The sequence below is a fragment of the Streptomyces sp. H39-S7 genome, from assembly GCF_027158205.1.
Classification (GTDB): Bacteria; Actinomycetota; Actinomycetes; order Streptomycetales; family Streptomycetaceae; genus Actinacidiphila.
In genome coordinates this window covers 31045-54759 of the sequence record NZ_JAPVLU010000043.1, presented here as the reverse complement: position 1 = coordinate 54759, position 23715 = coordinate 31045, and the positions used below count along the sequence as shown (strand labels likewise).

Annotated in this window: 18 protein-coding genes; 1 reads left to right on the top strand and 17 read right to left on the bottom strand. The window is 71.3% G+C overall.

The window, feature by feature from the left end; translation table 11 throughout:
* Positions 1 to 93: 93 nt before the first annotated feature.
* From obgE to O3X23_RS32710, 7 genes are all read right to left on the bottom strand, one after another.
* A complete protein-coding gene (gene obgE, locus O3X23_RS32740; RefSeq protein ID WP_269276021.1) occupies positions 94 to 1524 on the bottom strand; it encodes a GTPase ObgE in 1431 nt (476 codons plus the stop codon).
* A gap of 135 nt (positions 1525 to 1659) precedes the next feature.
* Positions 1660 to 1917 (bottom strand): 50S ribosomal protein L27, encoded by a 258-nt coding sequence (gene rpmA, locus O3X23_RS32735; RefSeq protein WP_138359421.1) that lies wholly within the window; start codon positions 1915 to 1917, stop codon positions 1660 to 1662.
* Positions 1918 to 1931: 14 nt separating this feature from the next.
* Positions 1932 to 2252: a 50S ribosomal protein L21 gene (rplU, locus tag O3X23_RS32730; RefSeq protein WP_269276019.1), complete on the bottom strand. Its 321-nt coding sequence runs from the start codon at positions 2250 to 2252 to the stop codon at positions 1932 to 1934.
* A gap of 261 nt (positions 2253 to 2513) precedes the next feature.
* On the bottom strand, positions 2514 to 5777 hold the full coding sequence (locus tag O3X23_RS32725; RefSeq protein WP_443048047.1) for an Rne/Rng family ribonuclease: 3264 nt from the start codon (positions 5775 to 5777) through the stop codon (positions 2514 to 2516).
* A gap of 90 nt (positions 5778 to 5867) precedes the next feature.
* Complete coding sequence (locus O3X23_RS32720; RefSeq protein ID WP_269276017.1) at positions 5868 to 6647, bottom strand: TIGR03936 family radical SAM-associated protein; 780 nt, start codon at positions 6645 to 6647, stop codon at positions 5868 to 5870.
* A 153-nt stretch (positions 6648 to 6800) separates the two neighbouring features.
* On the bottom strand, positions 6801 to 8309 hold the full coding sequence (locus tag O3X23_RS32715; protein ID WP_269276016.1) for a hypothetical protein: 1509 nt from the start codon (positions 8307 to 8309) through the stop codon (positions 6801 to 6803).
* A 76-nt stretch (positions 8310 to 8385) separates the two neighbouring features.
* Positions 8386 to 9852, bottom strand: coding sequence for an APC family permease (locus O3X23_RS32710; RefSeq protein WP_269276014.1), 1467 nt, complete (start codon positions 9850 to 9852; stop codon positions 8386 to 8388).
* A gap of 146 nt (positions 9853 to 9998) precedes the next feature.
* Between O3X23_RS32710 and O3X23_RS32705 the strand changes: the two genes are divergently transcribed.
* Positions 9999 to 11192 carry an ROK family transcriptional regulator gene (locus O3X23_RS32705; RefSeq protein WP_269276012.1) on the top strand — a complete coding sequence of 398 codons (1194 nt, stop codon included), beginning with the start codon at positions 9999 to 10001 and terminating at the stop codon, positions 11190 to 11192.
* A 35-nt stretch (positions 11193 to 11227) separates the two neighbouring features.
* Here the strand turns inward: O3X23_RS32705 and O3X23_RS32700 are convergent, their stop codons facing one another.
* The 10 genes from O3X23_RS32700 to folC all read right to left on the bottom strand — a co-directional run bounded on the left by O3X23_RS32700 (position 11228) and on the right by folC (position 23706).
* Positions 11228 to 13156, bottom strand: a complete 1929-nt coding sequence (locus tag O3X23_RS32700; protein WP_269276010.1) for a TIGR03960 family B12-binding radical SAM protein — start codon at positions 13154 to 13156, stop codon at positions 11228 to 11230.
* A gap of 78 nt (positions 13157 to 13234) precedes the next feature.
* Positions 13235 to 14755: a CYTH and CHAD domain-containing protein gene (locus tag O3X23_RS32695; RefSeq protein WP_269276008.1), complete on the bottom strand. Its 1521-nt coding sequence runs from the start codon at positions 14753 to 14755 to the stop codon at positions 13235 to 13237.
* 83 nt (positions 14756 to 14838) lie between these two features.
* Complete coding sequence (rodA, locus tag O3X23_RS32690; protein ID WP_269276006.1) at positions 14839 to 16035, bottom strand: rod shape-determining protein RodA; 1197 nt, start codon at positions 16033 to 16035, stop codon at positions 14839 to 14841.
* Positions 16032 to 18257, bottom strand: coding sequence for a penicillin-binding protein 2 (gene mrdA, locus O3X23_RS32685; RefSeq protein WP_269276004.1), 2226 nt, complete (start codon positions 18255 to 18257; stop codon positions 16032 to 16034). The genes rodA and mrdA overlap by 4 nt, the downstream gene beginning before the upstream one ends.
* Positions 18258 to 18308: 51 nt before the next feature.
* On the bottom strand, positions 18309 to 18938 hold the full coding sequence (gene mreD / locus O3X23_RS32680; RefSeq protein ID WP_269276002.1) for a rod shape-determining protein MreD: 630 nt from the start codon (positions 18936 to 18938) through the stop codon (positions 18309 to 18311).
* Between the two features lie 2 nt (positions 18939 to 18940).
* Positions 18941 to 19897 (bottom strand): rod shape-determining protein MreC, encoded by a 957-nt coding sequence (mreC, locus tag O3X23_RS32675; protein ID WP_269276000.1) that lies wholly within the window; start codon positions 19895 to 19897, stop codon positions 18941 to 18943.
* A gap of 128 nt (positions 19898 to 20025) precedes the next feature.
* Positions 20026 to 21051 (bottom strand): rod shape-determining protein, encoded by a 1026-nt coding sequence (locus O3X23_RS32670; RefSeq protein WP_269276065.1) that lies wholly within the window; start codon positions 21049 to 21051, stop codon positions 20026 to 20028.
* 310 nt (positions 21052 to 21361) lie between these two features.
* Positions 21362 to 21775, bottom strand: a complete 414-nt coding sequence (gene ndk / locus O3X23_RS32665; RefSeq protein ID WP_269275999.1) for a nucleoside-diphosphate kinase — start codon at positions 21773 to 21775, stop codon at positions 21362 to 21364.
* Positions 21776 to 21825: 50 nt separating this feature from the next.
* Positions 21826 to 22161: a DUF4233 domain-containing protein gene (locus tag O3X23_RS32660; protein ID WP_269275997.1), complete on the bottom strand. Its 336-nt coding sequence runs from the start codon at positions 22159 to 22161 to the stop codon at positions 21826 to 21828.
* A 9-nt stretch (positions 22162 to 22170) separates the two neighbouring features.
* On the bottom strand, positions 22171 to 23706 hold the full coding sequence (folC, locus tag O3X23_RS32655; protein WP_443048045.1) for a bifunctional tetrahydrofolate synthase/dihydrofolate synthase: 1536 nt from the start codon (positions 23704 to 23706) through the stop codon (positions 22171 to 22173).
* Positions 23707 to 23715 lie beyond the last annotated feature (9 nt).

Here is a 23715-nt window from a genome sequence, read left to right as displayed (position 1 = left end):
AGGAGATCATCTCATCCGGCAGCACCGGAAAGCCCCCTCGGAGCGCTGGTCCCAGCGCTCCGAGGGGGCCGTGGTGCGGACGGTGCAGACCGCTCAGAAGGCTTCGAAGTCGTCGAACTCCTGCTGCGCGTCGTCCTTGTCGCTCTTGTCGCGGCGGCGGTTGACGGCCGGGCGCGGCGGGTCGAAGCGGTGGTCCTCGCCGCGGCGTCCCAGCATCTCGGCACCGGCGGCCATCGTCGGCTCCCAGTCGAAGACGACCGCGTTCTCCTCCTCGCCGATGATGATCTCGTCGCCCGCCTGGGCGCCGGCCTTCACCAGCCGCTCCTCGACACCGAGGCGCGAGAGCCGGTCCGCGAGGTAGCCGACGGCCTCGTCGTTGGAGAAGTCGGTCTGCCGCACCCAGCGCTCGGGCTTCTCGCCGCGCACGCGGTAGGAGCCCTCTTCCTCGGTGACGGTGAAGCCGGCGTCGTCCACCGCGACCGGGCGGATGACGACCCGGGTCGACTCCTGCGCGGGCTTGGCGGCGCGGGTCTCGGCGACGATCTTCGCCAGGGCGAAGGACAGCTCGCGCAGGCCCAGCCGGGAGACGGCCGAGACCTCGAAGACCTGGTAGCCGCGGGCTTCAAGCTCGGGGCGGATGATGTCGGCGAGGTCCTTGCCGTCGGGCACGTCGATCTTGTTGAGCACGACGATGCGCGGCCGGTCGCCCAGGCCGCCGTACTCGGACAGCTCGGCCTCGATGACGTCGAGGTCGGTGACCGGGTCGCGGTCGGACTCCAGCGTGGCGGTGTCCAGGATGTGCACGAGCACCGAGCAGCGCTCGACGTGCCGCAGGAACTCCAGGCCCAGGCCACGGCCCTGGCTGGCGCCCGGGATCAGGCCGGGGACGTCGGCGATCGTGTAGACGACCTCACCGGCGGTGACCACGCCCAGGTTCGGGACCAGGGTAGTGAAGGGGTAGTCGGCGATCTTCGGCTTGGCGGCCGAGAGCACCGAGATGAGCGAGGACTTTCCCGCACTCGGGTAGCCGACCAGGGCGACGTCGGCGACCGTCTTGAGCTCCAGGACGATGTCCCGGGACTTGCCGGGCTCGCCGAGCAGCGCGAAGCCGGGCGCCTTGCGGCGGGCCGAGGCCAGTGCCGCGTTGCCGAGGCCGCCGCGGCCGCCCTGGCCCGCGACGAAGGTGGTGCCCTGGCCGACAAGGTCGGCGAGCAGGTTGCCGTCCTGGTCCAGGACGACGGTGCCGTCCGGTACCGGCAGGACCAGGTCCTGGCCCTCGGAGCCGGTGCGGTTGCCGCCCGCGCCGCCCTTGCCGTTGGTGGCCTTGCGGTGCGGGGTGTGGTGGTAGTCGAGGAGCGTGGTGATGTCCTGGTCCACGACCAGGATCACATCGCCGCCACGGCCGCCGTTACCGCCGTCCGGACCGCCGAGCGGCTTGAACTTCTCCCGGTGAACGGAGGCGCAGCCGTGGCCTCCGTTACCCGCGGCGACATGCAGCTCGACGCGGTCCACGAAGGTGGTCATACGGATTGCCTCCAGATAAATACGGGATTGTCTCAGTACTAACGCACCGAGGGCGGACCCTCTTCCCGCGCGCGGTGCGCGTCGGGGAAGGGGGGTCCGCCCTCAGTGGTGTGCTGTGTTCGTTGCCGAGCCGTATTAGACGGCGGCCGGAACGATGTTCACTACCCTGCGGCCACGCGCGGTGCCGAACTCGACCACACCGGCGGCGAGGGCGAACAGCGTGTCGTCCTTGCCGCGGCCCATGTTCGAGCCGGGGTGGAAGTGCGTGCCACGCTGGCGGACGATGATCTCGCCGGCGTTGACGACCTGGCCGCCGAAACGCTTCACGCCGAGAAACTGAGCGTTGGAGTCACGTCCGTTACGAGTGGACGATGCACCCTTCTTGTGTGCCATGTCTTCTCAGTCCCTTACTTCGCAGCCGTGGGGATACCGGTGATCTTGATCGCCGTGTACTGCTGACGGTGACCCTGACGACGGCGGTAACCGGTCTTGTTCTTGTACCGCAGGATGTCGATCTTGACACCCTTGTGGTGGTCCACGATCTCAGCCGCGACCTTGATCCCGGCCAGGACCCACGGGTCGCTGGTCACGGAGTCGCCGTCGACGACGAGGAGCGTCGAGAGCTCGACCGCGTCGCCCACCTTGCCGGTGGAAATCTTGTCAACCTCGACGACATCGCCAACGGCCACCTTGTGCTGGCGGCCGCCGCTGCGCACGATTGCGTACACGCGGAACTCACTCTCAAGCTAGATCGGGTACTCCTGAAGCCAGCCATCCCTGTCCTGCATTGGGGGGCCTCTCCCGGCGGACCGGGAGGGATTTGCTCAGGAGCGGGCGCAAAAACGCCGAAGGCCAAGGCTACGGGGCCCGTGGCGCAGGGTCAAACCGGGTGGCCGGGCGCCCGCCGGCAGCAGTGCGGAAGGGCGGGCCCGAGGTCTCCGGGCCCGCCCTCCACCGTCTCAAGACGGCCTGTCACACGCGCTGTTGACCTACTCGCTGTCGGCCGCGCCGGCGGTCTTCCTGGTCGCCGCCTTCTTGGCCGGTGCCTTCTTCGCAACGGTCTTCTTGGCCACCGTCTTCTTCGCCACGGCCCTCTTCGCCGCCGGCGCCTTCTTCGCGGCCGCCTTGCGCGGCGCCCGCTTCTTGGGCTCCGCGACCGTCTCGTCGGCCGCGGAGGCCTCCTGGACGGCCTCAGCGGGCTCGGTGACGGGCTCGGTGGCCGACTCGGTGACGACCGCCACCGCGGCGCCCTCGGCCGCCGGAGCGGTCACCTCACGGGTCGCACGGCGGCGGGCCCGGGGCGGTGCGGCGGAGGGGGCGGGCTGCGCCGCCTCCACAGCGGCCTCCACGACCGGCTCCGGCGTCGGCTCGACGGCGGGGGCGACCGCGACCACGGTGACGGGCTCGGCCTCGGAGGAGGCCGGGGAGCCCGCCGGGGCGCTCACCTTGCGGGTGGCACGGCGGCGCGTACGGCCCGGGGCCGGCGCTTCCGTGACCGCTTCGGCCACGGGCGCCGCTTCGGCGACCGCTACCGGCTCGGGCTCGGGCTCGACGACCGGCGCCTCCGCTGACGGCTCGATCACGAACTCGATCACCTCGGCGGCCGGCGACTGCCGGTCCCCGTAGGGCGCGCCCGCGGGGGCGGTGGCCTTGCGGCCCGCCCGACGGCGGCCACGGCCACGCGTCGCCGCGGCCTCCGCCTCGGCGGCGCTGCTGAACCACTCGTCGTCGGTCGCGACCGTCGGCACCAGTTCGGCCTCGGTCACCGCGACGGGCTCCAGCTCGGGGTACTCGTCCGCGTCCTCGTGCGCCTCGTACTCGTCGTTCTCGTTCTCGTTCTCGGCATCGTGCTCGTGCGTGTGCTCGTCGCCCGAGCCGACCCCGCCCTTGCCGCGGCGCTTGCGCTTGCCGCCGCCACCGGTGGTCGTCGCCTGGTCCATGTGGACGATGACGCCGCGCCCGTTGCAGTGCACGCAGACCTCGGAGAACGACTCCAGCAGGCCCTGGCCGACCCGCTTGCGAGTCATCTGCACCAGACCCAGCGAGGTGACCTCGGCGACCTGGTGCTTGGTCCGGTCCCGGCCCAGGCACTCCAGCAGCCGGCGCATGACGAGGTCGCGGTTGGACTCCAGGACCATGTCGATGAAGTCGATGACGACGATGCCGCCCAGGTCGCGCAGCCGCAGCTGGCGCACGATCTCCTCGGCCGCCTCCAGGTTGTTCCTGGTGACGGTCTCCTCGAGGTTGCCGCCCTGACCGGTGAACTTGCCGGTGTTGACGTCGACGACGATCATCGCCTCGGTCTTGTCGATCACCAGCGAACCGCCGGACGGCAGCCAGACCTTGCGGTCCAGCGCCTTCAGCAGCTGCTCGTCGATCCGGTACGTCGCGAAGACGTCGACCTCGGAGGTCCACCGGGTGAGCCGGTCCGTCAGGTCGGGGGCGACCGAGTGGACGTACTCGTGGATGGTGCCCCACGCCTCGTCACCGCTGACGATGACCTTGGTGAAGTCCTCGTTGAAGATGTCGCGGACGACACGGACGGTCATGTCCGGCTCGCCGTAGAGCAGCGTCGGGGCGTTGCCGCCCTTGGCCCGCTTCTGGATGTCGTCCCACTGGCCCTGCAGCCGGTCGACGTCGGCGCGCAGCTCCTCCTCGCTCGCACCCTCGGCGGCGGTGCGCACGATGACGCCCGCGTCCTCGGGGACGATCTTCTTGAGGATGGTCTTGAGCCGGGCGCGCTCGTTGTCGGGCAGCTTGCGGCTGATACCGGTCATCGAGCCCTCGGGCACGTAGACCAGGTAGCGACCGGGCAGCGAGATCTGGCTGGTGAGGCGGGCGCCCTTGTGGCCGATCGGGTCCTTGGTGACCTGCACCAGGACCGACTGGCCGGACTTCAGCGCGCTCTCGATCCGGCGCGGGCCGTGGCCCATGCCGAGCGCCTCGAAGTTGACCTCACCGGCGTACAGCACCGCGTTGCGGCCCTTGCCGATGTCGACGAAGGCGGCCTCCATCGACGGCAGCACGTTCTGGACCTTGCCCAGGTAGACGTTGCCGACGTACGAGGTGGCCTGCTCCTTGTTCACGTAGTGCTCGACGAGGACGTCGTCCTCCAGCACACCGATCTGGGTGCGCTCACCGCTCTGCCGGACGACCATGACGCGCTCGACGGCCTCACGGCGGGCCAGGAACTCGGCCTCGGTGATGATCGGCACGCGGCGGCGGCCCTGCTCGCGGCCCTCACGGCGGCGCTGCTTCTTCGCCTCCATGCGGGTGGAGCCCTTGATGGACGTCACCTCGTCGAAGCCGGTGCCCAGGCTGGGCTCGGCCTTGGCGCGCGGCTCACGGACCTTGACGACCGTGCGCTCCGGGTCATCGGCGACCGTGCCGTCGCCCCCGGCCGACGAGGCCGACGGGGCGGAGGGAGTGGCGCGCTTGCGGGAGGTGCGGCGGCCGCGGCCCGGGGCCTCGGCCTCGGACGCGGCGGGAGCCGCCGCGACGACGGGTGCCTGCGCGGCGACGGGCGCCGGAGCGGCCGTCTCCTCGACGAACTGGGGGGCCTGGGCGGGCGCGGCGACCTTGCGGGTCGCGCGGCGGCGGGCCCGGGTCGGGGCGGCGGGGTCGACGGCCGGCTCGGCCGCGGCTTCGACAGGAGCCGGAGCCTCGACAGCGGCCGGGCTCTCGGCCGCGGGCGCCTCCTGCGGGGCCTCGGACGGTGCGGTGACCTTGCGGGTGGCACGACGACGGGCACGCGGCGGCGCGGCGGAGGTGTCCGGGGCGGCGTCGGCTGCCTCGGCGGGCACCGCGGAGGGGGCTTCGGAGACCGCGGCCGCGGGGGCCTCGACGGCGTCGGGAGCACCGGCCGGGGCCGTCACCTTGCGGGTCGCACGACGACGGGCGCGCGGCGGCGCGGCGGAGTCGTCAGGGGCGGCGGTGTCCTCAGCGGGCGCCGAGCTCGCGGCCGGGGCGGCCTCGTCGGCGGAAGTGGCCGGTATGGCCGGCGCGGCGGGCGGACCCGCCGGGCGGGATACGGCGCGGCGGCGACGGCGGGGGGCCGTCGCTTCTTCGCTGGATGCGGCGCCATGGTCCGGCGCCGCGTTGGGCTCGTTGTGATCGAGCATTCGGGCAGTGCTCCCGTCATGCTCCCGGGCGCCGCGCTCTGTTCCGGTGGCGGCGGGCCACGACGTCGGTCGTAGTGCCGCTGTCCGGGGGCGCGGGCGCCGCACGGGAGCTGTTGTCTCGCTCGTCCGCACGTCTGTGACGGGCCGACGAAAGTCTTATGAGGTCAGCGTCGCCGGGCCCGGGTGGCTCCCTGGCGCGTCGGCAACACGTCGACGGCGTTCCTACGCGGAGGCTTCCCCAGCCTTCGGCGGGGAGTCCCCACTCGGCACCGCCGCGGCGTCGCGATCTGGCGCGAGCGGGTCGGTGACCGTCCCGGACTCTTCGTGGAGCGGCCCCTGCGCCAGCCTGGTCACCGCTACGGGGACCGGCGGCGCGAGGTCGGCCGTCACACGGAGGCCGGAAAGGACGTCGTCGGGTCGCACGGCAGGTGTCAAGTGCCGAACAACTAGCCGCAGTATCGCACAGGCGACAGGCCCGGGCCCATCGGCACCCTGTTCGAGCGCGTCGGCCGGCAGCACTTCGAGCCGGGTGACGGCGTCGCGCGCGTCGAAAGTGCGGATGCCGTTCTTGGTCTTCCGTTCGACCTCGACGGTCTCGGCGGCGAGGAAGAGCGCGACCGCGCGCTCCGCCTCGGCGTGCTCGACGCCGTCGAGCCGGAGCTGCCACACGGAGGCCTGCAGCCGCTCGGCGAGGCCGGAGGTACGGACCTCCACCGCGTCGGTGATGTCGAGCCCGGTGGGCAGCGACTCGTCGAGCAGCAGCCGCAGCTTCTCGGGGTCGCGGACCTCGGTGAGGCCGATCTCCAGGTACTCGGCCTCGCTGCCGACGCCGGTCGGAGCGGCGTTCGCGTACGACACCTTGGGGTGCGGGGTGAAGCCCGCCGAGTACGCCATGGGCACCTCGGCGCGGCGAAGTGCCCGCTCGAAGGCGCGCTGGAAGTCGCGGTGACTGGTGAACCGGAGGCGGCCGCGCTTGGTGTAGCGCAGGCGGATGCGCTGCACCGTCGGTGCGGGCGGTGGGCCTTCGGGCTGTCGCTTGCCCAGTGTCGTTCAGTCCCTCGTACGTCTGCGGGGGCCTTGTGGGGGCCCGTTTGTCATACCCAAGGTTACGCCGCGTCGCCCACAGGTCATGACGGGGCGCGTACGCGGCCCGGCTCAGCGGTGGCGCGTGGGGACGCGCTTGACGAGGTCCGGGGCGGAGGCCGTCGTCTGCTCCGGTAGCCGCGCGGCTACCTTCGGCGCCCCGAACAGCATCAGGCGGGCGTCCGCCCGGGCCTCGCGTACGGTCACCCGCGCGGTGTGCAGCGCCTCCTGGACCGTGCGGCGGGCGTCGCCGACCGTCCGTCCGACGGGGGCGAGCACCTCGCGCCGCGTCCAGCGGCCCACGGCGCGCGCGGCCTCGGCGGCCGGCACGGCGACGGAGTGCCACACCCAGCGCGCGGGATCGGCGATCAGCGTCCGGCCCAGCCACTTCAGCGCGCGTCCGACCGCCCGCGAGATGTACCCGGCGACCCGCCAGGCGTGCCCGAGGGCGGCGGCGACCTCCCGTCCCACCGGGGCCAGCACGTAGCGGTAGAGGGCCACGGCCGGCACCACGAGCAGGTACCGCAGCAGCCACCCGGCGGCCGTGCCGAGCGCCCGCGCCGACCAGACGGCGGACCGGCCCAGCGGCGTCAGCACGTACCGGTACAGCAGCACCACCGGGGCCACGAGGAGCACGCGCACCAGCCACCGCACGGCGATGCCCGACGAACGGGCCGTCCAGGCCGCCGCATGGCCCAGCGGGGTGAGCACGTACCGGTACAGCGCGACCACCGGCACCACGAGCAGCACGCGCACCAGCCACCGCGCGGCGATGCCCGAGGAGCGGCCCGTCCAGGCCGCCGCATGGCCCAGCGGGGTGAGCACGTAGCGGTAGAGGGCCACGAGCGGCACCACGAGCAGATACCGCAGCAGCCAGCCGGCGGCCGTGCCGAGCGCCCGCGCCGACCAGGCGGCGGACCGGCCCAGGGGCGTCAGGACGTACCGGTACAGCAGCACCAGCGGAGCGACGAGGAGCACCCGCACCAGCCACCGCGCGGCGATGCCGGTGCCATGGCCGGTCGCCGCGAGAGCGGCGGCCAGAGCACGGGCGGCGGGGGCCAGGACGTGGAGGTGGAGCAGGTGTACCGGCCGGACGAGGAGATGCGTCAGGAGTAGGCCGGCCCCCTTGCCGAGCCCCCGGGCCAGCGCCGCCAGGCCTGATCCGATGGCGCGCAGCGACCACGTCACGCCCCGGCCGAACGGCGTCAGGACGTAGCGGTACAGGGCGGAGAGCGGCACGACGAACAGGGCGCGCAGCAGCCAGTGGGCGGCGGTGGCGGCGCCCCGGCCGGACGGGGCGATCACCGCCGTCCAGAGCCACACCAGTGGGGCGACGACGAGCACGCGCACCAGCCACCGCAGGGCGGCGCCGGCGCCGCGGGCGACGGCGCCGAGCGGTTCGACGACCGTGCGCCGCCAGAGCCAGCCGAGGCCGGCGCCCAGGGCGCGCCCCAGTGCGGCGAGCGCGTCCCACGCCATCCGCACCGGCAGGATGACGACGAGCGCGAAGATCCGCACCGGCATCCGGATGGCGACCGTCAAGCAGCCCTGGTTGGTGTCCCGTTCCCCCGTCACGCTCATGCGCGCACCGTACGTGACGCGGACGGGACCCAGAAGTCGCGGGGCCCCGGGCGGCGTGCCCGGGGCCCCGCGTCCGTCAGACGCCCGCCGGCGCGGCCTCCTGCTCGGCGTCGGGGTCGGTCCCCTGGAGGTACTCCTCGGTGATCTCCTTCGGCCCGAACGGCCAGACCTTCTCGAAGCGGGCCCACAGGACGAAGGCGACGCAGCCGAGGGCGACCCACGCCAGGGACCACTCGATGGGGTGACGGCCGGGCGAGTTCTTGTCCGCGTAGCCGTAGATGACCAGCCAGCCGACGAGGGCGATGATGCTCGGCGCCGGGTAGAGCCACATCTTGTACGGCCGGCGCAGACCCGGTTGGCGGCGGCGCAGCACCGACAGGGCGAGGATCTGCGCGAGCGCCTGGACGATCACCATGACGGTGGTGAGCAGTTGGATGAGGGTGGCCAGGTCGGTGCGGCGGCCGATGAGGAAGCCGACCGCGGTGACGACGCCCATGGTGGCCAGTCCCAGCGTCGGGAAGCGGTGCTTGGCGTGCAGCTTCCCGTACTGGCGGAAGAAGACGCGGTCGCGGGCCGCGTCGTAGGGCACCCGGGAGCCGCCGAGGAGTCCGGCGAAGACGGAGGCGAAGGCGGTGATGAGGATGAGGACGGTGACGGTGTCGGCCGCGCCCTTGCCCCAGGTCTCCTCCATGACCGCGGAGGCGACGGACGAGGAGGCGATGTCGTCGGCGTTCAGCATCCGGTGCCAGTCGATGACGCCGAGGGTGCCGATCTGGAGCAGCAGGTAGATGCCCATGATGCCGAGGATCGAGAAGATGATGGAGCGCGGCAGGATGCGCCCCGGGTCCTTGATCTCGGCGCCCATGTACGCGGTGGTGTTGTAGCCGAGGTAGTCGTAGATGCCGATGGTGAGGCCCGCGGCGAAGCCGATCCAGAAGGTGTGGCTGGTCAGTTCGAAGGCGTGGGCGGGGTAGGTGAAGGCCAGGTCCGCGTCGAAGTGCGTGAACGCGGCGACGATGACGAGCGTGACCGAAAGGATCATCACGCACCACATGACGGCGGTGATGCGGGCGATGTGCTCGATGCCGCGCCACAGCAGCAGGATGACGAGCGCGATCATGCCGAGGCCGACGGCGTCACCCGCGTTCTGGCCCATGCCGGGGGCGAGGTACCCGAGGTACTGGACGAATCCGACGACGCCGGTGGACATGATCAGCGGGATGAAGAGCATGGCCGTCCAGACGAACAGGAACGGCATCAGCTTGCCCGAGCGGTACTGGAACGCCTGCCGGAGGTAGACGTACGAGCCGCCGGAGCCCGGCATCGCCGCGCCCATCTCGGCCCATATGAGGCCGTCGGCCAGGGCCAGCAGGGCGCCGGCCAGGAAGCCGATCACGGCCTGCGGTCCGCCGAACGCGGCGACCATCAGCGGGATGGTGACGAAGGGTCCGATGCCGCACATCTGGCTCATGTTGATGGCGGTGGCCTGGAACAGGCCGATACGGCGGACGAAGCCGCCGGCGGGTGGCGGGGAGCCGGACACGGTGCCTCCCTGGGCAGGTGACGGGGACGGGGAGCGGGCTGCCGTTTCGCCAGTGCAGGGGTTCGCCCCGGCGCCGGGCGTGCTTAAGTTAAGTACCTTTACTTGATGCGTCAAGGGGTCACGGCGATATGCATGAGAATGGTTCGATGAGCAGCAGCGACGGTGGTGCGGAACAGCCCTGGAACCGGCAGCGACTGCGCAGCACCAACGAGCGGCTCCTGCTGGACCGGCTGCGGACCGGGGGCGTCGCCTCCCGCGCCCAACTCGCCCGCGAGACCGGGCTGTCCAAGCCGACGGTCTCCAGCGCCCTCGCCTTCCTCGAACAGGCCGGACTGGTCCGCGAAGCCGGGCTGCGCACCCCCGAACGCGGCCGCGTCGCCGTGCTCTACGCGCCCGACGCCTCGGCCGGTTACGCGCTCGGCATCGACATCGGCCGCGCCTGGCTGCGGGTCGCCCTCGCCGACCTCGACGGGACCGTCGTCGCCCGCGCCGACGTCCGCAACCGGGCCCGCACCTCCGCCGCGATGGCCGACCTCGTGGTCGCCACCTCCCACCAGGTCGTCGCCGACTCCGGTGTCGCACCCGCCAAGGTCGCCCACGCGGTGGTCGGCACCCCCGGCGTGTACGACGAGGCGCAGCGCCGGGTCCGCTACGCCCAGCACCTGCCCGGCTGGGGCCGGGCCGGCCTCTTCGACCGGATGCGGGACGAACTCGGCGTGCCGCTGGCCGTCCACAACGACGCGAACCTCGCCGCGCTCGGCGAGTACACCTTCGGGGTCGGTGCGGGCAGCAGGCTCTTCGTCTACGTGATGATCGGCACCGGGCTCGGCATGGGCGTCGTCTCCGAGGGCCGGCTGTTCACCGGCGCGCACGGGGCGGCCGGCGAGATCGGCTACCTGCCCTGGGCCGGCCCCGGCCACCACAAGCCGGACACCCCCGACACGCTGGAGGGCGCGGTGGCGGCCGACGCCGTCGTCCAGGCCGCCCGCGAACTCGGCATGAGCGGGCCGCTCACCGCCAAGGACGTCTTCGCGGCGGCGCGGGCCGGGGATGTCGCGGCCGTGGCGGCCGTCCGCCAGGAGGGGGAACGGCTCGCGCACACGGTCGCGGCGGTGGCGGCGGTGCTGGACCCGGACCTGGTGGTGCTGGGCGGGGGCGTGGGGCACAGCGCGGACCTGCTGTTGAGCACGGTGCGGGACACCCTGCGGGCGCTCACGCCCCTACGACCGAAGGTCGCGCCGAGCACCCTCGGGGAGGACGCGGTGGTACTCGGCGCCGTCGCGACGGCGCTGGGAACGGCACGGGACGTGGTCTTCGAACAGCGGTCGGCCCTCACCTAGAGCGCCGACCGCCGCCGCTGTTACTGCTGCTACTGCTACTGCTTGACGACCGTCAAAGGCAACAGCTTCTTGCCCGTCGGGCCGATCTGGATGTCCAGGTCCAGTTGGGGGCAGACGCCGCAGTCGAAGCAGGGGGTCCAGCGGCAGTCCTCGACCTCGGTTTCGTCGAGGGACTCCTGCCAGTCCTGCCAGAGCCAGTCCTTGTCGAGGCCCGAGTCGAGATGGTCCCAGGGCAGGACCTCCTCCTCGGTGCGCTCGCGCGTGGTGTACCAGTCCAGGTCGACGCCCGTGCCGGGAAGGGCCTTGTCGACGGCTCGCATCCAGCGGTCGTAGCTGAAGTGCTCGCGCCAGCCGTCGAAGCGGCCGCCGTCCTCGTACACCGCGCGGATGACCGCGCCGATGCGGCGGTCGCCACGGGAGAGCATGCCCTCGACGATGCCGGGCTTGCCGTCGTGGTAGCGGAAGCCGATGTTGCGGCCGTACTTCTTGTCGTTGCGGATGGCATCGCGCAGCTTGCCGAGGCGCGCGTCGGTCTCGTCGACGCCGAGCTGGCCCGCCCACTGGAAGGGGGTGTGCGGCTTGGGGACGAACCCGCCGATGGAGACCGTGCAGCGGATGTCGTTCTGCCCGGTGACCTCCCGGCCCTTCTGGATGACGTTGCGCGCCATGTCGGCGATCTGCAGGACGTCCTCGTCGGTCTCGGTGGGGAGCCCGACCATGAAGTACAGCTTCACCTGGCGCCAGCCGTTGCCGTACGCGGTGGCGACCGTACGGATCAGGTCCTCTTCGGAGACCATCTTGTTGATGACCTTGCGGATGCGCTCGCTGCCGCCCTCGGGGGCGAACGTCAGGCCCGACCTGCGGCCGTTGCGGGTCAGTTCGTTGGCGAGGTCGATGTTGAAGGCGTCGACGCGGGTTGACGGGAGGGAGAGGCCGATCTTGTCCTCGGTGTAGCGGTCGGCGAGGCCCTTGGCGATCTCACCGATCTCGCTGTGGTCCGCGGAGGACAGCGAGAGGAGTCCGACCTCCTCGAAGCCGGTGGCCTTGAGGCCCTTCTCCACCATCTCGCCGATGCCGGTGATGCTTCGCTCCCGCACGGGGCGCGTGATCATGCCGGCCTGGCAGAAACGGCAGCCGCGGGTGCAGCCGCGGAAGATCTCGACGGACATCCGCTCGTGGACGGTCTCCGCGAGCGGGACGAGGGGCTGCTTGGGGTAGGGCCACTCGTCGAGGTCCATGACGGTGTGCTTGGAGACGCGCCACGGCACGCCCGAGCGGTTGGGGACGACACGGGAAATCCGGCCGTCCTCCAGGTACTCGACGTCGTAGAACTTCGGGACGTAGACCCCGCCGGTCTTCGCGAGCCGGAAGAGCACCTCGTCGCGGCCGCCGGGGCGGCCCTCGGCCTTCCACGCGCGGATGATGTCGGTGATCGCCAGCACGGCCTGCTCGCCGTCGCCGATCACCGCGGCGTCGATGAACTCCGCGACCGGCTCGGGGTTGAAGGCCGCGTGGCCGCCGGCGAGGACGATCGGGTCGTCGAGGGTGCGGTCGGCCGCCGCCAGCGGGATGCCCGCCAGGTCCAGGGCGGTCAGCATGTTGGTGTAGCCCAGCTCCGTGGAGAAGCTGAGGCCGAACACGTCGAACGCCTTGACCGGACGGTGCGCGTCGACCGTGAACTGCGGGACCCGGTGCTCGCGCATCAGGGCCTCCAGGTCGGGCCACACGCTGTACGTGCGCTCGGCGAGGACGCCCTCGCGCTCGTTCAGCACCTCGTAAAGGATCATGACGCCCTGGTTGGGGAGCCCGACCTCGTACGCGTCCGGGTACATCAGCGCCCAGCGCACATCGCAGGAGTCCCACGGCTTGACGGTGGAGTTCAGCTCCCCACCGACGTACTGAATGGGCTTCTGGACGTGCGGGAGAAGCGCTTCCAGACGGGGGAAGACCGACTCGACAGGCATCAGAGATGTCTTTCATCAGCGGGCAGGGGGTGACCCTCAAGACTAGCGCGCCTTCGCGGCGGTCCCCGCCGCCCCGGATCAGAGGGGGCGGTCCGCCTGGTGCCAGGCCTCGGGCAGCCGCTCTTCGATCTCCCGGGCGCGGAACCGCTCCAGCTGGGCGAGCGCGCCGTACGGGAAGGCGCTCTCGCCTGCGGCGACCGCGTCCTCGGCCAGGCGCGTGATCACCACCCGGCACATCACGCTGTCCTGGTGCTCGCCCAGGAGCTCCTGGAGGTCCTTCATCCGGGCGATGTGCTTCTTCGCCGGGGCACCGAGCACCGGCCGGGCGGCCTCGGCGCAGTAACGGGCGCGCTTGGCCGCCTTGCGGGCCTCGTGCAGGGCCAGATCCCGGTCCAGGCCGGGTTCGGCGGCCAGGGCGGCCTCGACCATCCTGCGCAGCCGGCGGTGGTCATGGCGGACGGCCCGCTCCAGGCCCGGGGCCGCGGGCAGCTCCGCCCCCTCCAGGAGGGGCGGGTCCGCGAGCAGCGCCTCGACCGCCTCCAGCACCCGGAAGTAGTGCGAGCCGCCCAGCACCCGCACCACGGCGTCGTGCGCCTCGCCCTGCTCGGTCGAGTGCTGGGCGGCCAGTCGCCGGCGCAGCGGAACGTCGACCCACGTCGGGTCGAGCTCGGCGAGCCGCACCTCCAGCCGGTCCGCCACCACCTCGCCGTCGCGTGCCGTGCCCAGCACCTCACCGAGCCACTTCAGCTCCACGCCGACCGGGTCGGTGACGGCCCGGTCCAGCTCCCTGCGGAAGGTCTTCAGCGCGCTGCGCGCCCGCCGGGCCGCGACCCGCATCTGGTGCACGGAGTCGGGCTCCGCCCGCCGGACCTCGGGGTCGAGGGCGATGATCGCGCGCAGCTGCTCGTGCAGATAGGCCAGCGCCGCGTCGCCGACGGTGCGGATCTCGGCGGGCGGTTCCGTTGGCACGGCCACCGACGTCAGCCGGTCGCCGAGGGCGCGGGCGAGTTTGGACGGCGAGTCCGAACGGTGCAGTCCCACGTCGGCCAGCCGCTGCTCGACGGCGTCCAGCAGCGCGGGCTTTCCGCCGACGAGCTCGACCTCGAACTCGGTCCAGCTGGTCGCCACGGCCTTGTTCCCCGGGCCGGCTCCCAGAAGCTGCGCGGTGACGTGGTCGTGCGCGATCTCCGCCAGCGGCTCCCCCGCCTCGTCCAGCAGGTGCCGGCGCTCGCGGTGGTTCTTGAGCCGCACGACGGGGATCAGCCGCTCTCCCCGGGTGTGCACGGCCACCTCGGCGGCCAGGTCCGACGGAACGGTCCGGGTCGCGCGCCCGAGCGGGGCCCGCACCTCGGTGCGGGTGTCGGCCTCGGTCGTCGGCAGTTTCAGGTGCCAGCCGGCGTCGTCCCCGCCGGTCCGGCGGCGCAGCGTGATGTGGTGGGTCGCGAGGCGCAGGTCCTCGGTGTCGAAGTAGACGGCGTCGAGTTCCGCCGGATCCAGGTCGCGGCTGTCGGCGACCTTGGGCAGCCCGGTGAGGTCGGGCTGCTCGAACCGGCCGTCCGCTTCGTACTTGCGCTCCGTCTCCCGCACACGCTTGCCCATGAAGGGAACGTAGTGGCGGCTTCCGCCGCGGGCAATGGGGCGGTACCTGCCACCGGCCGGATCGGACCGGCCGGTGGCAGGGTTCAGGCGGACATGGGGCGCTGCATCCGGACCGCCTGGAGCAGTCCGATGGCGACCCAGATCGCGAACATCGACGAGCCGCCGTAGGACACGAAGGGCAGCGGCAGCCCGGCGACCGGCATGATGCCCAGCGTCATCCCGATGTTCTCGAACGCCTGGAACGCGAACCAGGCGACGATGCCGGCGGCCACGATCGTGCCGTACAGGTCGGTGGCGCTGCGGGCGATCGTGCAGGCCCGCCAGACGATGAGCCCGAGCAGGATAATGATCGCGGCGGCCCCCATGAAGCCGAGTTCCTCACCGGCGACCGTGAAGACGAAGTCGGTCTGCTGCTCGGGCACGAACTGGCCGGTGGTCTGGCTGCCGTGGAAGAGCCCCTTGCCGAACAGGCCGCCGGAACCGATCGCGATGAGCGCCTGGTGGGTGTTGTAGCCGACGCCCGCCGGGTCCAGGGCGGGGTTGGCGAACGCCGCGAACCGGTCGACCTGGTACTTGTCGAGCACCCCGAGCTGCCAGATCAGCCCGGCGCCGACCGCACCCGCCGAGATCAGGCCCAGCACCCAGCGGTTCGAGGCGCCGGAGGCGAGCAGCACGCCGAGGATGATCACCGCCATGACCATCACCGAGCCGAGGTCCGGCATCAGCATGATGATCGCGATGGGCAGCGCGGCCCAGGCCAGCGCCTGGAGGACGGTGCGGTGGCCGGGGTGCACGCGGTCGCCCGCGTCCACCCGCGCCGACAGCAGCATCGCCATGGTCAGGATGATGGTGATCTTCACGAACTCGGACGGCTGGAGCGAGAAGCCGCCCCCGATCACGATCCACGAGTGGGCGCCGTTGATCGTGGTGCCCAGCGGGCTGAGCACCGACAGGATCAGCAGCACCGAGATCACGTAGAGCACCGGCACGGCGCCGCGCAGCCTGCGGTGTCCCAGCGCCACGACGCCCGCGGCGAGGGCGAGGCCGATGCCGGTGTTCATCAGGTGCCGCAGCAGGAAGTAGTACTGGTCGCCGTGGGTGAGGCTGGTGCGCCCGCGGGTCGCCGAGTACACGAGCAGGGTGCCGATCCCGGACAGCGCGAGCGCCGAGCCCAGCAGGACCCAGTCCATCCGGCGCAGTATCGAGTCCCGGGCGAGCAGTTTGCCCAGGGTGCTGCGTTCCGGGGTGAAGCGGCGGATGGTGTAGCCGCTGGCGGTCATGAGACGTACCTCCGGCCCAGCAGGAGCCTGTCGTCGCGCCCGGGAGTGAGCGCGGCGAGGACCGGGCCGCCGGCGGGCGCCGCGGGTGCGCCGGACGACGGGGCAGTGTTGGTCGCGGGGGCAGCGGGGGCCGCGGCCTGGACGGCGGAGCCGTCGTCGCTGAACTTCGGCAGCTTCGTCTCGGGGGTCGGCAGCAGTGCTTTCTTACTGTCGATCGAGCCGTTGGGCTGGATGCCGTACATCGCCTCGTAGATCTTGCGGATCGCGGGGCCGGAGCCGCCGGAGCCGGTGCCGCCCTGCGAGATCGTCATGACGATCGCGTAGTCCTTGGTGTACGTCGTCAGCCAGGACGTCGTCTGCTTGCCGTCGACCTCGGCGGTGCCGGTCTTGGCGTGCAGCTGGATCTTGTCCTGCGGCCAGCCGCCGAAGCGCCAGGCGGCGGTACCGCTGGTCACGACGCCCGCGGTCGCCTGGTTGATGTACTTCAGGGTCTCGGCGCTGTCCGGCAGTTTGCCGGTGGCCTTGGGCGCGATGGGCTTGACTGTCTTGCCGTCGGCGCTGACGATCGCCTTCCCTATGGTCGGCTGGTAGAGCGTGCCGCCATTGGCGAGGGCCGCGTAGATCCGCGCCATCTGGACCGGGGTGACCAGGGTGTCGCCCTGGCCGATGGCGAAGTTGACCGAGTCACCGGCGCGCATCACATTGCCGTCCACGCAGTTCTCGCGGGCGATCTGCGTCGCATAGTCCTGCTTGTTGGTCTTCCCCTCGCGGCACCAGTAGTCCACGTTGGCCTCGTAGTAGGCCTGCTTCCACTGGCGGTCGGGGACCCGGCCCTTGACCTCGCCCGGCAGGTCGATGCCGGTCTTCGCCCCGAGGCCGAACTGGTGGGCGGTCTTGTAGAAGAAGTCCTTGGGGTTCTTGGGCTTGGTGCCGCCGTCCGCCAACCACTGGTTGTACGACAGGCCGTAGAACACGGTGTCGCAGGAGATCTCCAGCGCCTTGCCGAGGTTGATCGAGCCGAAGCTCTCCCCCTCGAAGTTCTTGAACACGCGGCCGCCGATGGTCATCGACGAGGTGCAGGGGTAAGCGCCGTCGAGCGCGTACCCGGCGTTGACGGCCGCCGACGTCGAGATCACCTTGAAGGTCGAGCCGGGCGCCGACAGACCCTGGATGGCCCGGTTCAGCAGCGGGTAGTTGGATTCCTTGCCGGTCAGGTTCTTGTAGTCGGCCGGCGAGATGCCGCCGACCCACGCGTTCGGGTCGTACGTCGGGGCACTGGCCATCGCGACGATCTGGCCGGTGTGCACGTCCATGACCGTGACCGCGCCCGAGTCGGCCTTGTAGTTGACGCCCGTGACCTTGTCCAAGGTCTTGCGGGCGTCCAGCATCGCCGCGTTCAGCTCCTTCTCGGCGACGGCCTGGACCCGCGAGTCGATGCTGGTCACCAGGTTGGCCCCGGATTCCGCCGGGGTGTCGCCCGCCTTGCCGATCACCCGGCCGAGGTTGTCCACCTCGTAGCGGGTCACGCCGGCCTTGCCGCGCAGCGCCGAGTCGTACTGACGCTCCAGTCCGGAGCGGCCGACCTGGTCGGAGCGGAGCAGCGGGGTGTTGCCGTCCTTCTGGGAGACGGTGATCTCGTCGTCCGTGACGGGCGAGAGGTATCCGAGGACCTGGGAGGCGTTGGCCTTGCTCGGCGCCGGGTAGCGGCGGACCGCGGTCGGCTCGGCCGTCACACCGGGGAAGTCCTCGCGGCGCTCCATGATCTGCAGGGCCTGCTGGGTGGTGGCCTTGTCGGTGATCGGGATCGGCTGGTAGGGCGATCCGTTCCAGCAGGGCTGGGGGGTCTTGGAGTCGCAGAGCCGGACCTTGGCGATGACGTCGGCTGCCGGCAGGCCCAGCACCGCCGCGAGCCGGGTCAGGACGGCTTTGCCGTCGTCCTTCTGCTTCAGCAGCTCGGTGCGGCTGGTGGAGACCACCAGCCGGGTCTCGTTGTCGGCGAGGGGCACACCGCGCGCGTCCAGGATCGACCCGCGGATCGCGGGGGAGACGACCTGCTGGATGTGGTTGCTGGCGGCCTTCTCGGTGTACTCGTCACCGTTGCGGATCTGCAGGTACCACAGGCGTCCGCCGAGGGTGAGCAGCAGCGAGAAGACGAGGATCTGCAGGATGACCAGGCGGATCGTGACACGGGAGGTGCGGCCGGTCTCGGGGATGTTAGACATCAGCGCGCGAGTCCTTCCTCACGTAAGGGGTGGTGCGCGGGGGACGGGCGGTCACAGCCTGCGGCCCCCCTTGGCGAAGGAGGCGATACGGCCCCCGCGGCCGGTCCGGCCGAGCAGGCTCGCGCGCTGGCCGCCGACGCGGCTGCCGTAGCCGCCGGCGGCGTCCTCGGCGATCGGGTCGCTGTCGAAGCGTCTGGCCAGTGCCATCACCAGCGGGACGATGAACGGCGCGAGCAGCAGGTCGTAGACGGCCGCGGTGAACAGCAGCTTGGCGAGACCCACGTGGGCCCCGGCGGTGTCGCCGACCAGGGCGCCGACGCCCGCGTAGAGCAGGGTGCCGCCGATCGCCGCCGTGACGACGACGAGCATCGGCATGGCGGCGGTCCGCAGCTGCCCGGTCTCGGGCTTGGCGAGGCCCGCCAGGTAGCCGATGACGCAGAGCACGAGCGCGTACCGGCCCACGGCGTGATCGGCGGGCGGTGCCAGGTCGGCGAGCAGGCCGGCGCCGAAGCCGACCAGGGCGCCGCCGACGTGGCCGTAGGTCAGCGCGAGGCCGAGCACGGTGAGCAGCAGCAGGTCGGGCACCGCACCGGGCAGGTGCAGCCGGGCCAGCACGCTGACCTGGACGACCATCGCGACGACGACCAGCACGGTGGAGAGCAGGATCCGGTTGAGTCGCATGGTCAGCTCCTGGTGGTGCTGGGGGACGCACCGGTGGGCGGCGCGCCCGGCTTCCGCGCCGGCGGGGTGGTGACCTTGGCCGCGGTGGGCGAAGGCGTGGGCTTGGCCGGCAGCACACTGTCGCGCGGGTCGGTGCGCGGGCCCTCGACGACGACGCCGACGATGTCGAGCCGGGAGAACCCGACGAACGGCTCGACCTGGACCGTACGGGTCAGGCTGCCCGCGGACGGGTCGATCGCGACGACCCTGCCGACCGGCACGCCGGGTACGAACGGCTTGCCGGCCTGGGAGCCGAAGGTGACCATCCGGTCGCCCTTCTTGACCTTGGCCTTGCCGTTGAGCAGCTGGACGCGCATCGGCCGGTCGCCCTGGCCGGTGGCGAAGCCCAGTTCCATCGAGCCCTCCATCCGGGTCCCGACAGTGAAGTCCGGGTCGTTGGCGAGCAGCACGGTGGCGGTGGAGGCTCCGACGGTGGTGACCCGTCCGACCAGGCCCTCGCCGTTGATGACGGTCTGGTCGCGGAGGACGCCGTCAGCGCTTCCGGCGTCGATGGTGACCGTCCAGGAGAATCCCTGGGCGGCCCCTATGGCGATGATCTGAGCGCCCTTGATCGCGTACTGGCCGGCTCCGGCGGTCTTCAGGAGCTGGTCCAGCTCGCGGGCCTTGTTGCGGGTGACGTCCTTGCTGCCGAGCTGCTGTTTGAGCTCCGCGTTCTCGCGTTCCAGGCGGCTGATGGTGCTGTGCCGGCCGCCGGAGTCGCGCACCGCGGAGATCGCGTTGCCGACCGGGTCGACGGCGGACGCCACACCCTTTTCGACAGGTCCGAAGGCCGAGGCCGCCGCCTGTCGGGGGCCGTCCATCGGTGACTGCTCGCCGCCCCGAATATCCACGGTGATCAGTGCGAACGCGATCGCGATCAACAGCACCAGCAGAAGCCGGCTCTCTCGTGTGTCCCTCACGGGCGCCAGTCCGTGCCTTCCTCGAACGGACCGGTCGGCTGCGGTCCCCGGCCGGTCGAAGTGTGTGACGCAGTGAGAACGATCCCGCGTGCGGGCGGGCAGTCACCCACACGCGGGAACGTGCGTACTCATCTACGCGGCTGGGCGTCCAGAACCTGCTGCAACGCCTCGAACTCCTCGACGCACTTGCCGGCGCCGAGCGCCACGCAGTCCAGCGGGGATTCGGCGATGTGGATCGGCATTCCGGTCTCGTGCCGCAGCCGCTCGTCCAGCCCACGGAGCATCGCTCCGCCGCCGGCCAGCACGATGCCGCGGTCCATGATGTCGCCGGAGAGCTCGGGCGGGCACTTGTCGAGCGTCGTCTTGACCGCGTCGACGATCGCGTTGACCGGCTCCTCGATGGCCTTGCGGACCTCGGCGGCCGAGATCACCACCGTCTTGGGCAGGCCGCTGACCAGGTCGCGGCCCCGGATCTCGGTGTGCTCGTCCTTCTCCAGCTTCGGGTCGAAGGCCGACCCGATGGTGAGCTTGATCTGCTCCGCGCTGCGTTCGCCGAGCAGGAGGCTGTACTCCTTCTTGATGTGCTGGATGATCGAACTGTCCAGCTCGTCACCCGCGACCCTGATGGACTGCGCGGTGACGATGCCGCCCAGCGAGATCACGGCGACCTCGGTGGTGCCGCCGCCGATGTCGACCACCATGTTGCCGGTGGCCTCGTGGACCGGGAGCCCGGCGCCGATCGCGGCGGCCATCGGCTCCTCGATGATGTGCACCTGGCGGGCCCCGGCCTGGGTGGTGGCCTCGATGACGGCGCGTCGCTCGACCCCGGTGATACCGGAGGGCACGCAGACGACGACGCGGGGGCGAGCCAGGTAACGACGCTTGTGGACCTTGAGGATGAAGTACCGCAGCATCCGCTCGGTGATCTCGAAGTCGGCGATGACGCCGTCCTTCAGCGGGCGGACCGCGACGATGTTTCCCGGAGTGCGGCCGATCATCTTCTTGGCCTCGGCGCCAACCGCCAGGATGCCGCCGGTGTTCGTGTTGATGGCGACGACGGACGGCTCGTTGAGGACGATCCCGCGACCCCTGACGTACACCAGCGTATTGGCAGTCCCGAGGTCGACAGCCATGTCACGGCCGATGAACGACATGTTGTTCGCCATGTGGATACGTCTGGCCTTCCCGAGCTTGAGCGGAGATTCCATCGTAGTCGCGCCCCACAGGGCACGAGGTCCGGGGTTCCGACGTCATTGTCATCAGAACACACAGCGTCCGCTGGTAATGGTGACGACGTGTCGGAGGAATTGGTTCCCCATAAAGGGTTGCATATGCCAGAGGCGACCGGATCTGGCCGGTCGCCTCTGAGCTGATTGGACGTCAGCCGGAACGCCTGAACCGCAGGTCACAGGGGGTACCGTCGAAGGACGCGTACACCCGGAAGCGGGAAGGCCGGCTGATGGTTCAGACCAGGCCCGGGAAGAACAGCTTGATCTCACGCTCGGCGGACTCCGGGGAGTCCGAGGCGTGGACGAGGTTCTCCCGCACGATGGTGCCGAAATCCCCACGGATGGACCCGGGAGCGGCCTCGATCGGGTCGGTCGGACCGGCCAGCGCCCGCACGCCCTCGATGACGCGCTCCCCCTCGACGACCAGCGCGACCGCGGGACCCGAGGCCATGAACTCCATCAGCGGCTCGTAGAACGGGCGGCCGACATGCTCGGCGTAGTGCTGCTCCAGGGTGCCGAGATCGAGCGTGCGCAGTTCGAGGGCGCCGATCGTCCAGCCGGCCTTGCGCTCGAACCGGCCGATGATCTCGCCGATCAGGCCGCGGCGGACGGCGTCCGGCTTGAGAAGGACAAGGGTGCGCTGGCTCACGGTACGGCTCCTACTGACGGTGACGGGTATGACGACATTACAAGGCGTGGTCAGGCCACCTGCGCCGAGTGCCTCGCCTTGGCCTCGTCGATCTTCCGGCCGAAGTGGATGGAGGCCCACCACAGGGCCGCGAAGACCACGCCGAGGAAGTACATCGTCCCGACCCAGTAACCGCTCACGACCAGGGCGAGCTGCAGCGCCCAGCCGACCGCCAGGGCGCCGGGGCGCGACAGCATGCCGCACAGCAGCACGCACAGCACCATGCCGGCGCCGCACAGCGCCCACACCGTCCCGCCCGTCAGGTCGTCCTGCTTCATCGCGACGAGGCCGGCGAAGCCGATCACGAAGAACTCACCGATCAACGTGCTCGCGCACAGGGTCCGCATCGTGCCGCCTCACTTCCGGCCCAGCAGCAGCCGGGCCTCTCCCACGGTGAACACCGATCCGGTGACGAGCACGCCCGCCCCCGCATACGCGCCCTCGTCCTCGGCGAGGGTGATCGCCGCCTCGATCGCGTCGTCCAGCCGCGCCTCCACCTGCACGCGGTCGTCGCCGAAGACCTCGACGGCCAGCGCCGCGAGTTCGTCCACGTCCATCGCCCGGCTGGTCGAGTTCCGGGTCACCACGACCTCCGAGAGCACCGGCTCGAACGCCTCCAGCAGCCCGCGGACGTCCTTCTCGGCACTCGGGCCGACGACGCCGACCAGGTGGGTGAAGTCGAAGACCTCACTGACCGCGGCCGCCGCGGCCCGCGCGCCGGCCGGGTTGTGCGCGGCGTCCAGGACGACGGTCGGGCTGCGCCGGATGACCTCCAGCCGGCCCGGCGAGGTGACGGACGCGAAGGCGCCGCGGATGGTGTCGATGTCCAGCGAGCCGACCCGGGTGGAGCCGATGCCGAAGAACGCCTCGACGGCCGCCAGCGCGACCGCGGCGTTCTGCGCCTGGTGCTCGCCGTGCAGCGGCAGGAAGATCTGCTCGTACTCGCCGCCGAGGCCGCGCAACGTCACCAGCTGGCCGCCGACCGCGACCTCGCGGCGCACGACCCCGAACTCCATGCCCTCGCGGGCCACCGTGGCATCGACCTCGACCGCGTGCTTGAGCAGCACGGTCGCGGCGTCGGCGGGCTGCTGGGACAGCACGACGGTCGCGTCCTTCTTGATGATCCCGGACTTCTCCACGGCGATCTCGCCCGGCGTGGTCCCGAGCCGGTCGGTGTGGTCGAGCGCGATCGGGGTGACGACGGCGACCGAGCCGTCGATCACGTTGGTGGCGTCCCAGCTGCCGCCCATCCCGACCTCGACGACCGCGACGTCGACGGGGGCGTCGGCGAAGGCCGCGTAGGCCATCGCGGTGATCACCTCGAAGAACGACAGCCGGTGCGGCTGCGCGTTGTCCGTCATCTCGATGTACGGCTGGATGTCGCGGTACGTCTCGATGAACTTCTCGGCGCTGATCGGCTGCCCGTCCAGGCTGATCCGCTCGGTCATCGCCTGCACGTGCGGGCTGGTGTAGCGGCCGGTGCGCAGGTGGAAGCCGAGCAGCAGCTGCTCGACCATGCGGGCGGTGCTGGTCTTGCCGTTGGTCCCGGTGATGTGGATGGCCGGGTAGGTGCGCTGCGGCTCACCCAGGATGTCCATGAGCGCGGTCATCCGGTCGAGCGACGGCTCCAGCTTCGTCTCCGGCCAGCGGCCGGTCAGCTCGCCCTCGATCGCCCGCAGCTCGCGCTCGGTCTCGGGGTCCTTGGGCCGGGCCGGCACGCCGTCGTCCGGCGCGAGCGGGACGGGCGTGCGCAGGGTACGGCTGCCTGCCTCGATCACCGCCATGTCGGCTTCCCGGACGGGCCCGCCGTCGGGGGCGTCGTCGGAGGCGTTGTCGGGGGCATCGTCGAACAGGTCGGCTGCCGCGTCGTCGTTCTGGGGGTGCTCGCTCACGCCGCCCAG

What these genes read in the sequence shown, in the direction of transcription:
- obgE (WP_269276021.1), bottom strand. Translation starts at nt 1,524, where the DNA reads ATGACCACCTTCGTGGACCGCGTCGAGCTGCATGTCGCCGCGGGTAAC.
- rpmA (WP_138359421.1), bottom strand. Translation starts at nt 1,917, where the DNA reads ATGGCACACAAGAAGGGTGCATCGTCCACTCGTAACGGACGTGACTCC.
- O3X23_RS32715 (WP_269276016.1), bottom strand. Translation starts at nt 8,309, where the DNA reads ATGAGCGTGACGGGGGAACGGGACACCAACCAGGGCTGCTTGACGGTC.
- O3X23_RS32705 (WP_269276012.1), top strand. Translation starts at nt 9,999, where the DNA reads ATGAGCAGCAGCGACGGTGGTGCGGAACAGCCCTGGAACCGGCAGCGA.
- O3X23_RS32700 (WP_269276010.1), bottom strand. Translation starts at nt 13,156, where the DNA reads ATGCCTGTCGAGTCGGTCTTCCCCCGTCTGGAAGCGCTTCTCCCGCAC.
- O3X23_RS32695 (WP_269276008.1), bottom strand. Translation starts at nt 14,755, where the DNA reads ATGGGCAAGCGTGTGCGGGAGACGGAGCGCAAGTACGAAGCGGACGGC.
- rodA (WP_269276006.1), bottom strand. Translation starts at nt 16,035, where the DNA reads ATGACCGCCAGCGGCTACACCATCCGCCGCTTCACCCCGGAACGCAGC.
- mrdA (WP_269276004.1), bottom strand. Translation starts at nt 18,257, where the DNA reads ATGTCTAACATCCCCGAGACCGGCCGCACCTCCCGTGTCACGATCCGC.
- mreD (WP_269276002.1), bottom strand. Translation starts at nt 18,938, where the DNA reads ATGCGACTCAACCGGATCCTGCTCTCCACCGTGCTGGTCGTCGTCGCG.
- O3X23_RS32670 (WP_269276065.1), bottom strand. Translation starts at nt 21,051, where the DNA reads ATGTCGTTCATCGGCCGTGACATGGCTGTCGACCTCGGGACTGCCAAT.
- O3X23_RS32660 (WP_269275997.1), bottom strand. Translation starts at nt 22,161, where the DNA reads ATGCGGACCCTGTGCGCGAGCACGTTGATCGGTGAGTTCTTCGTGATC.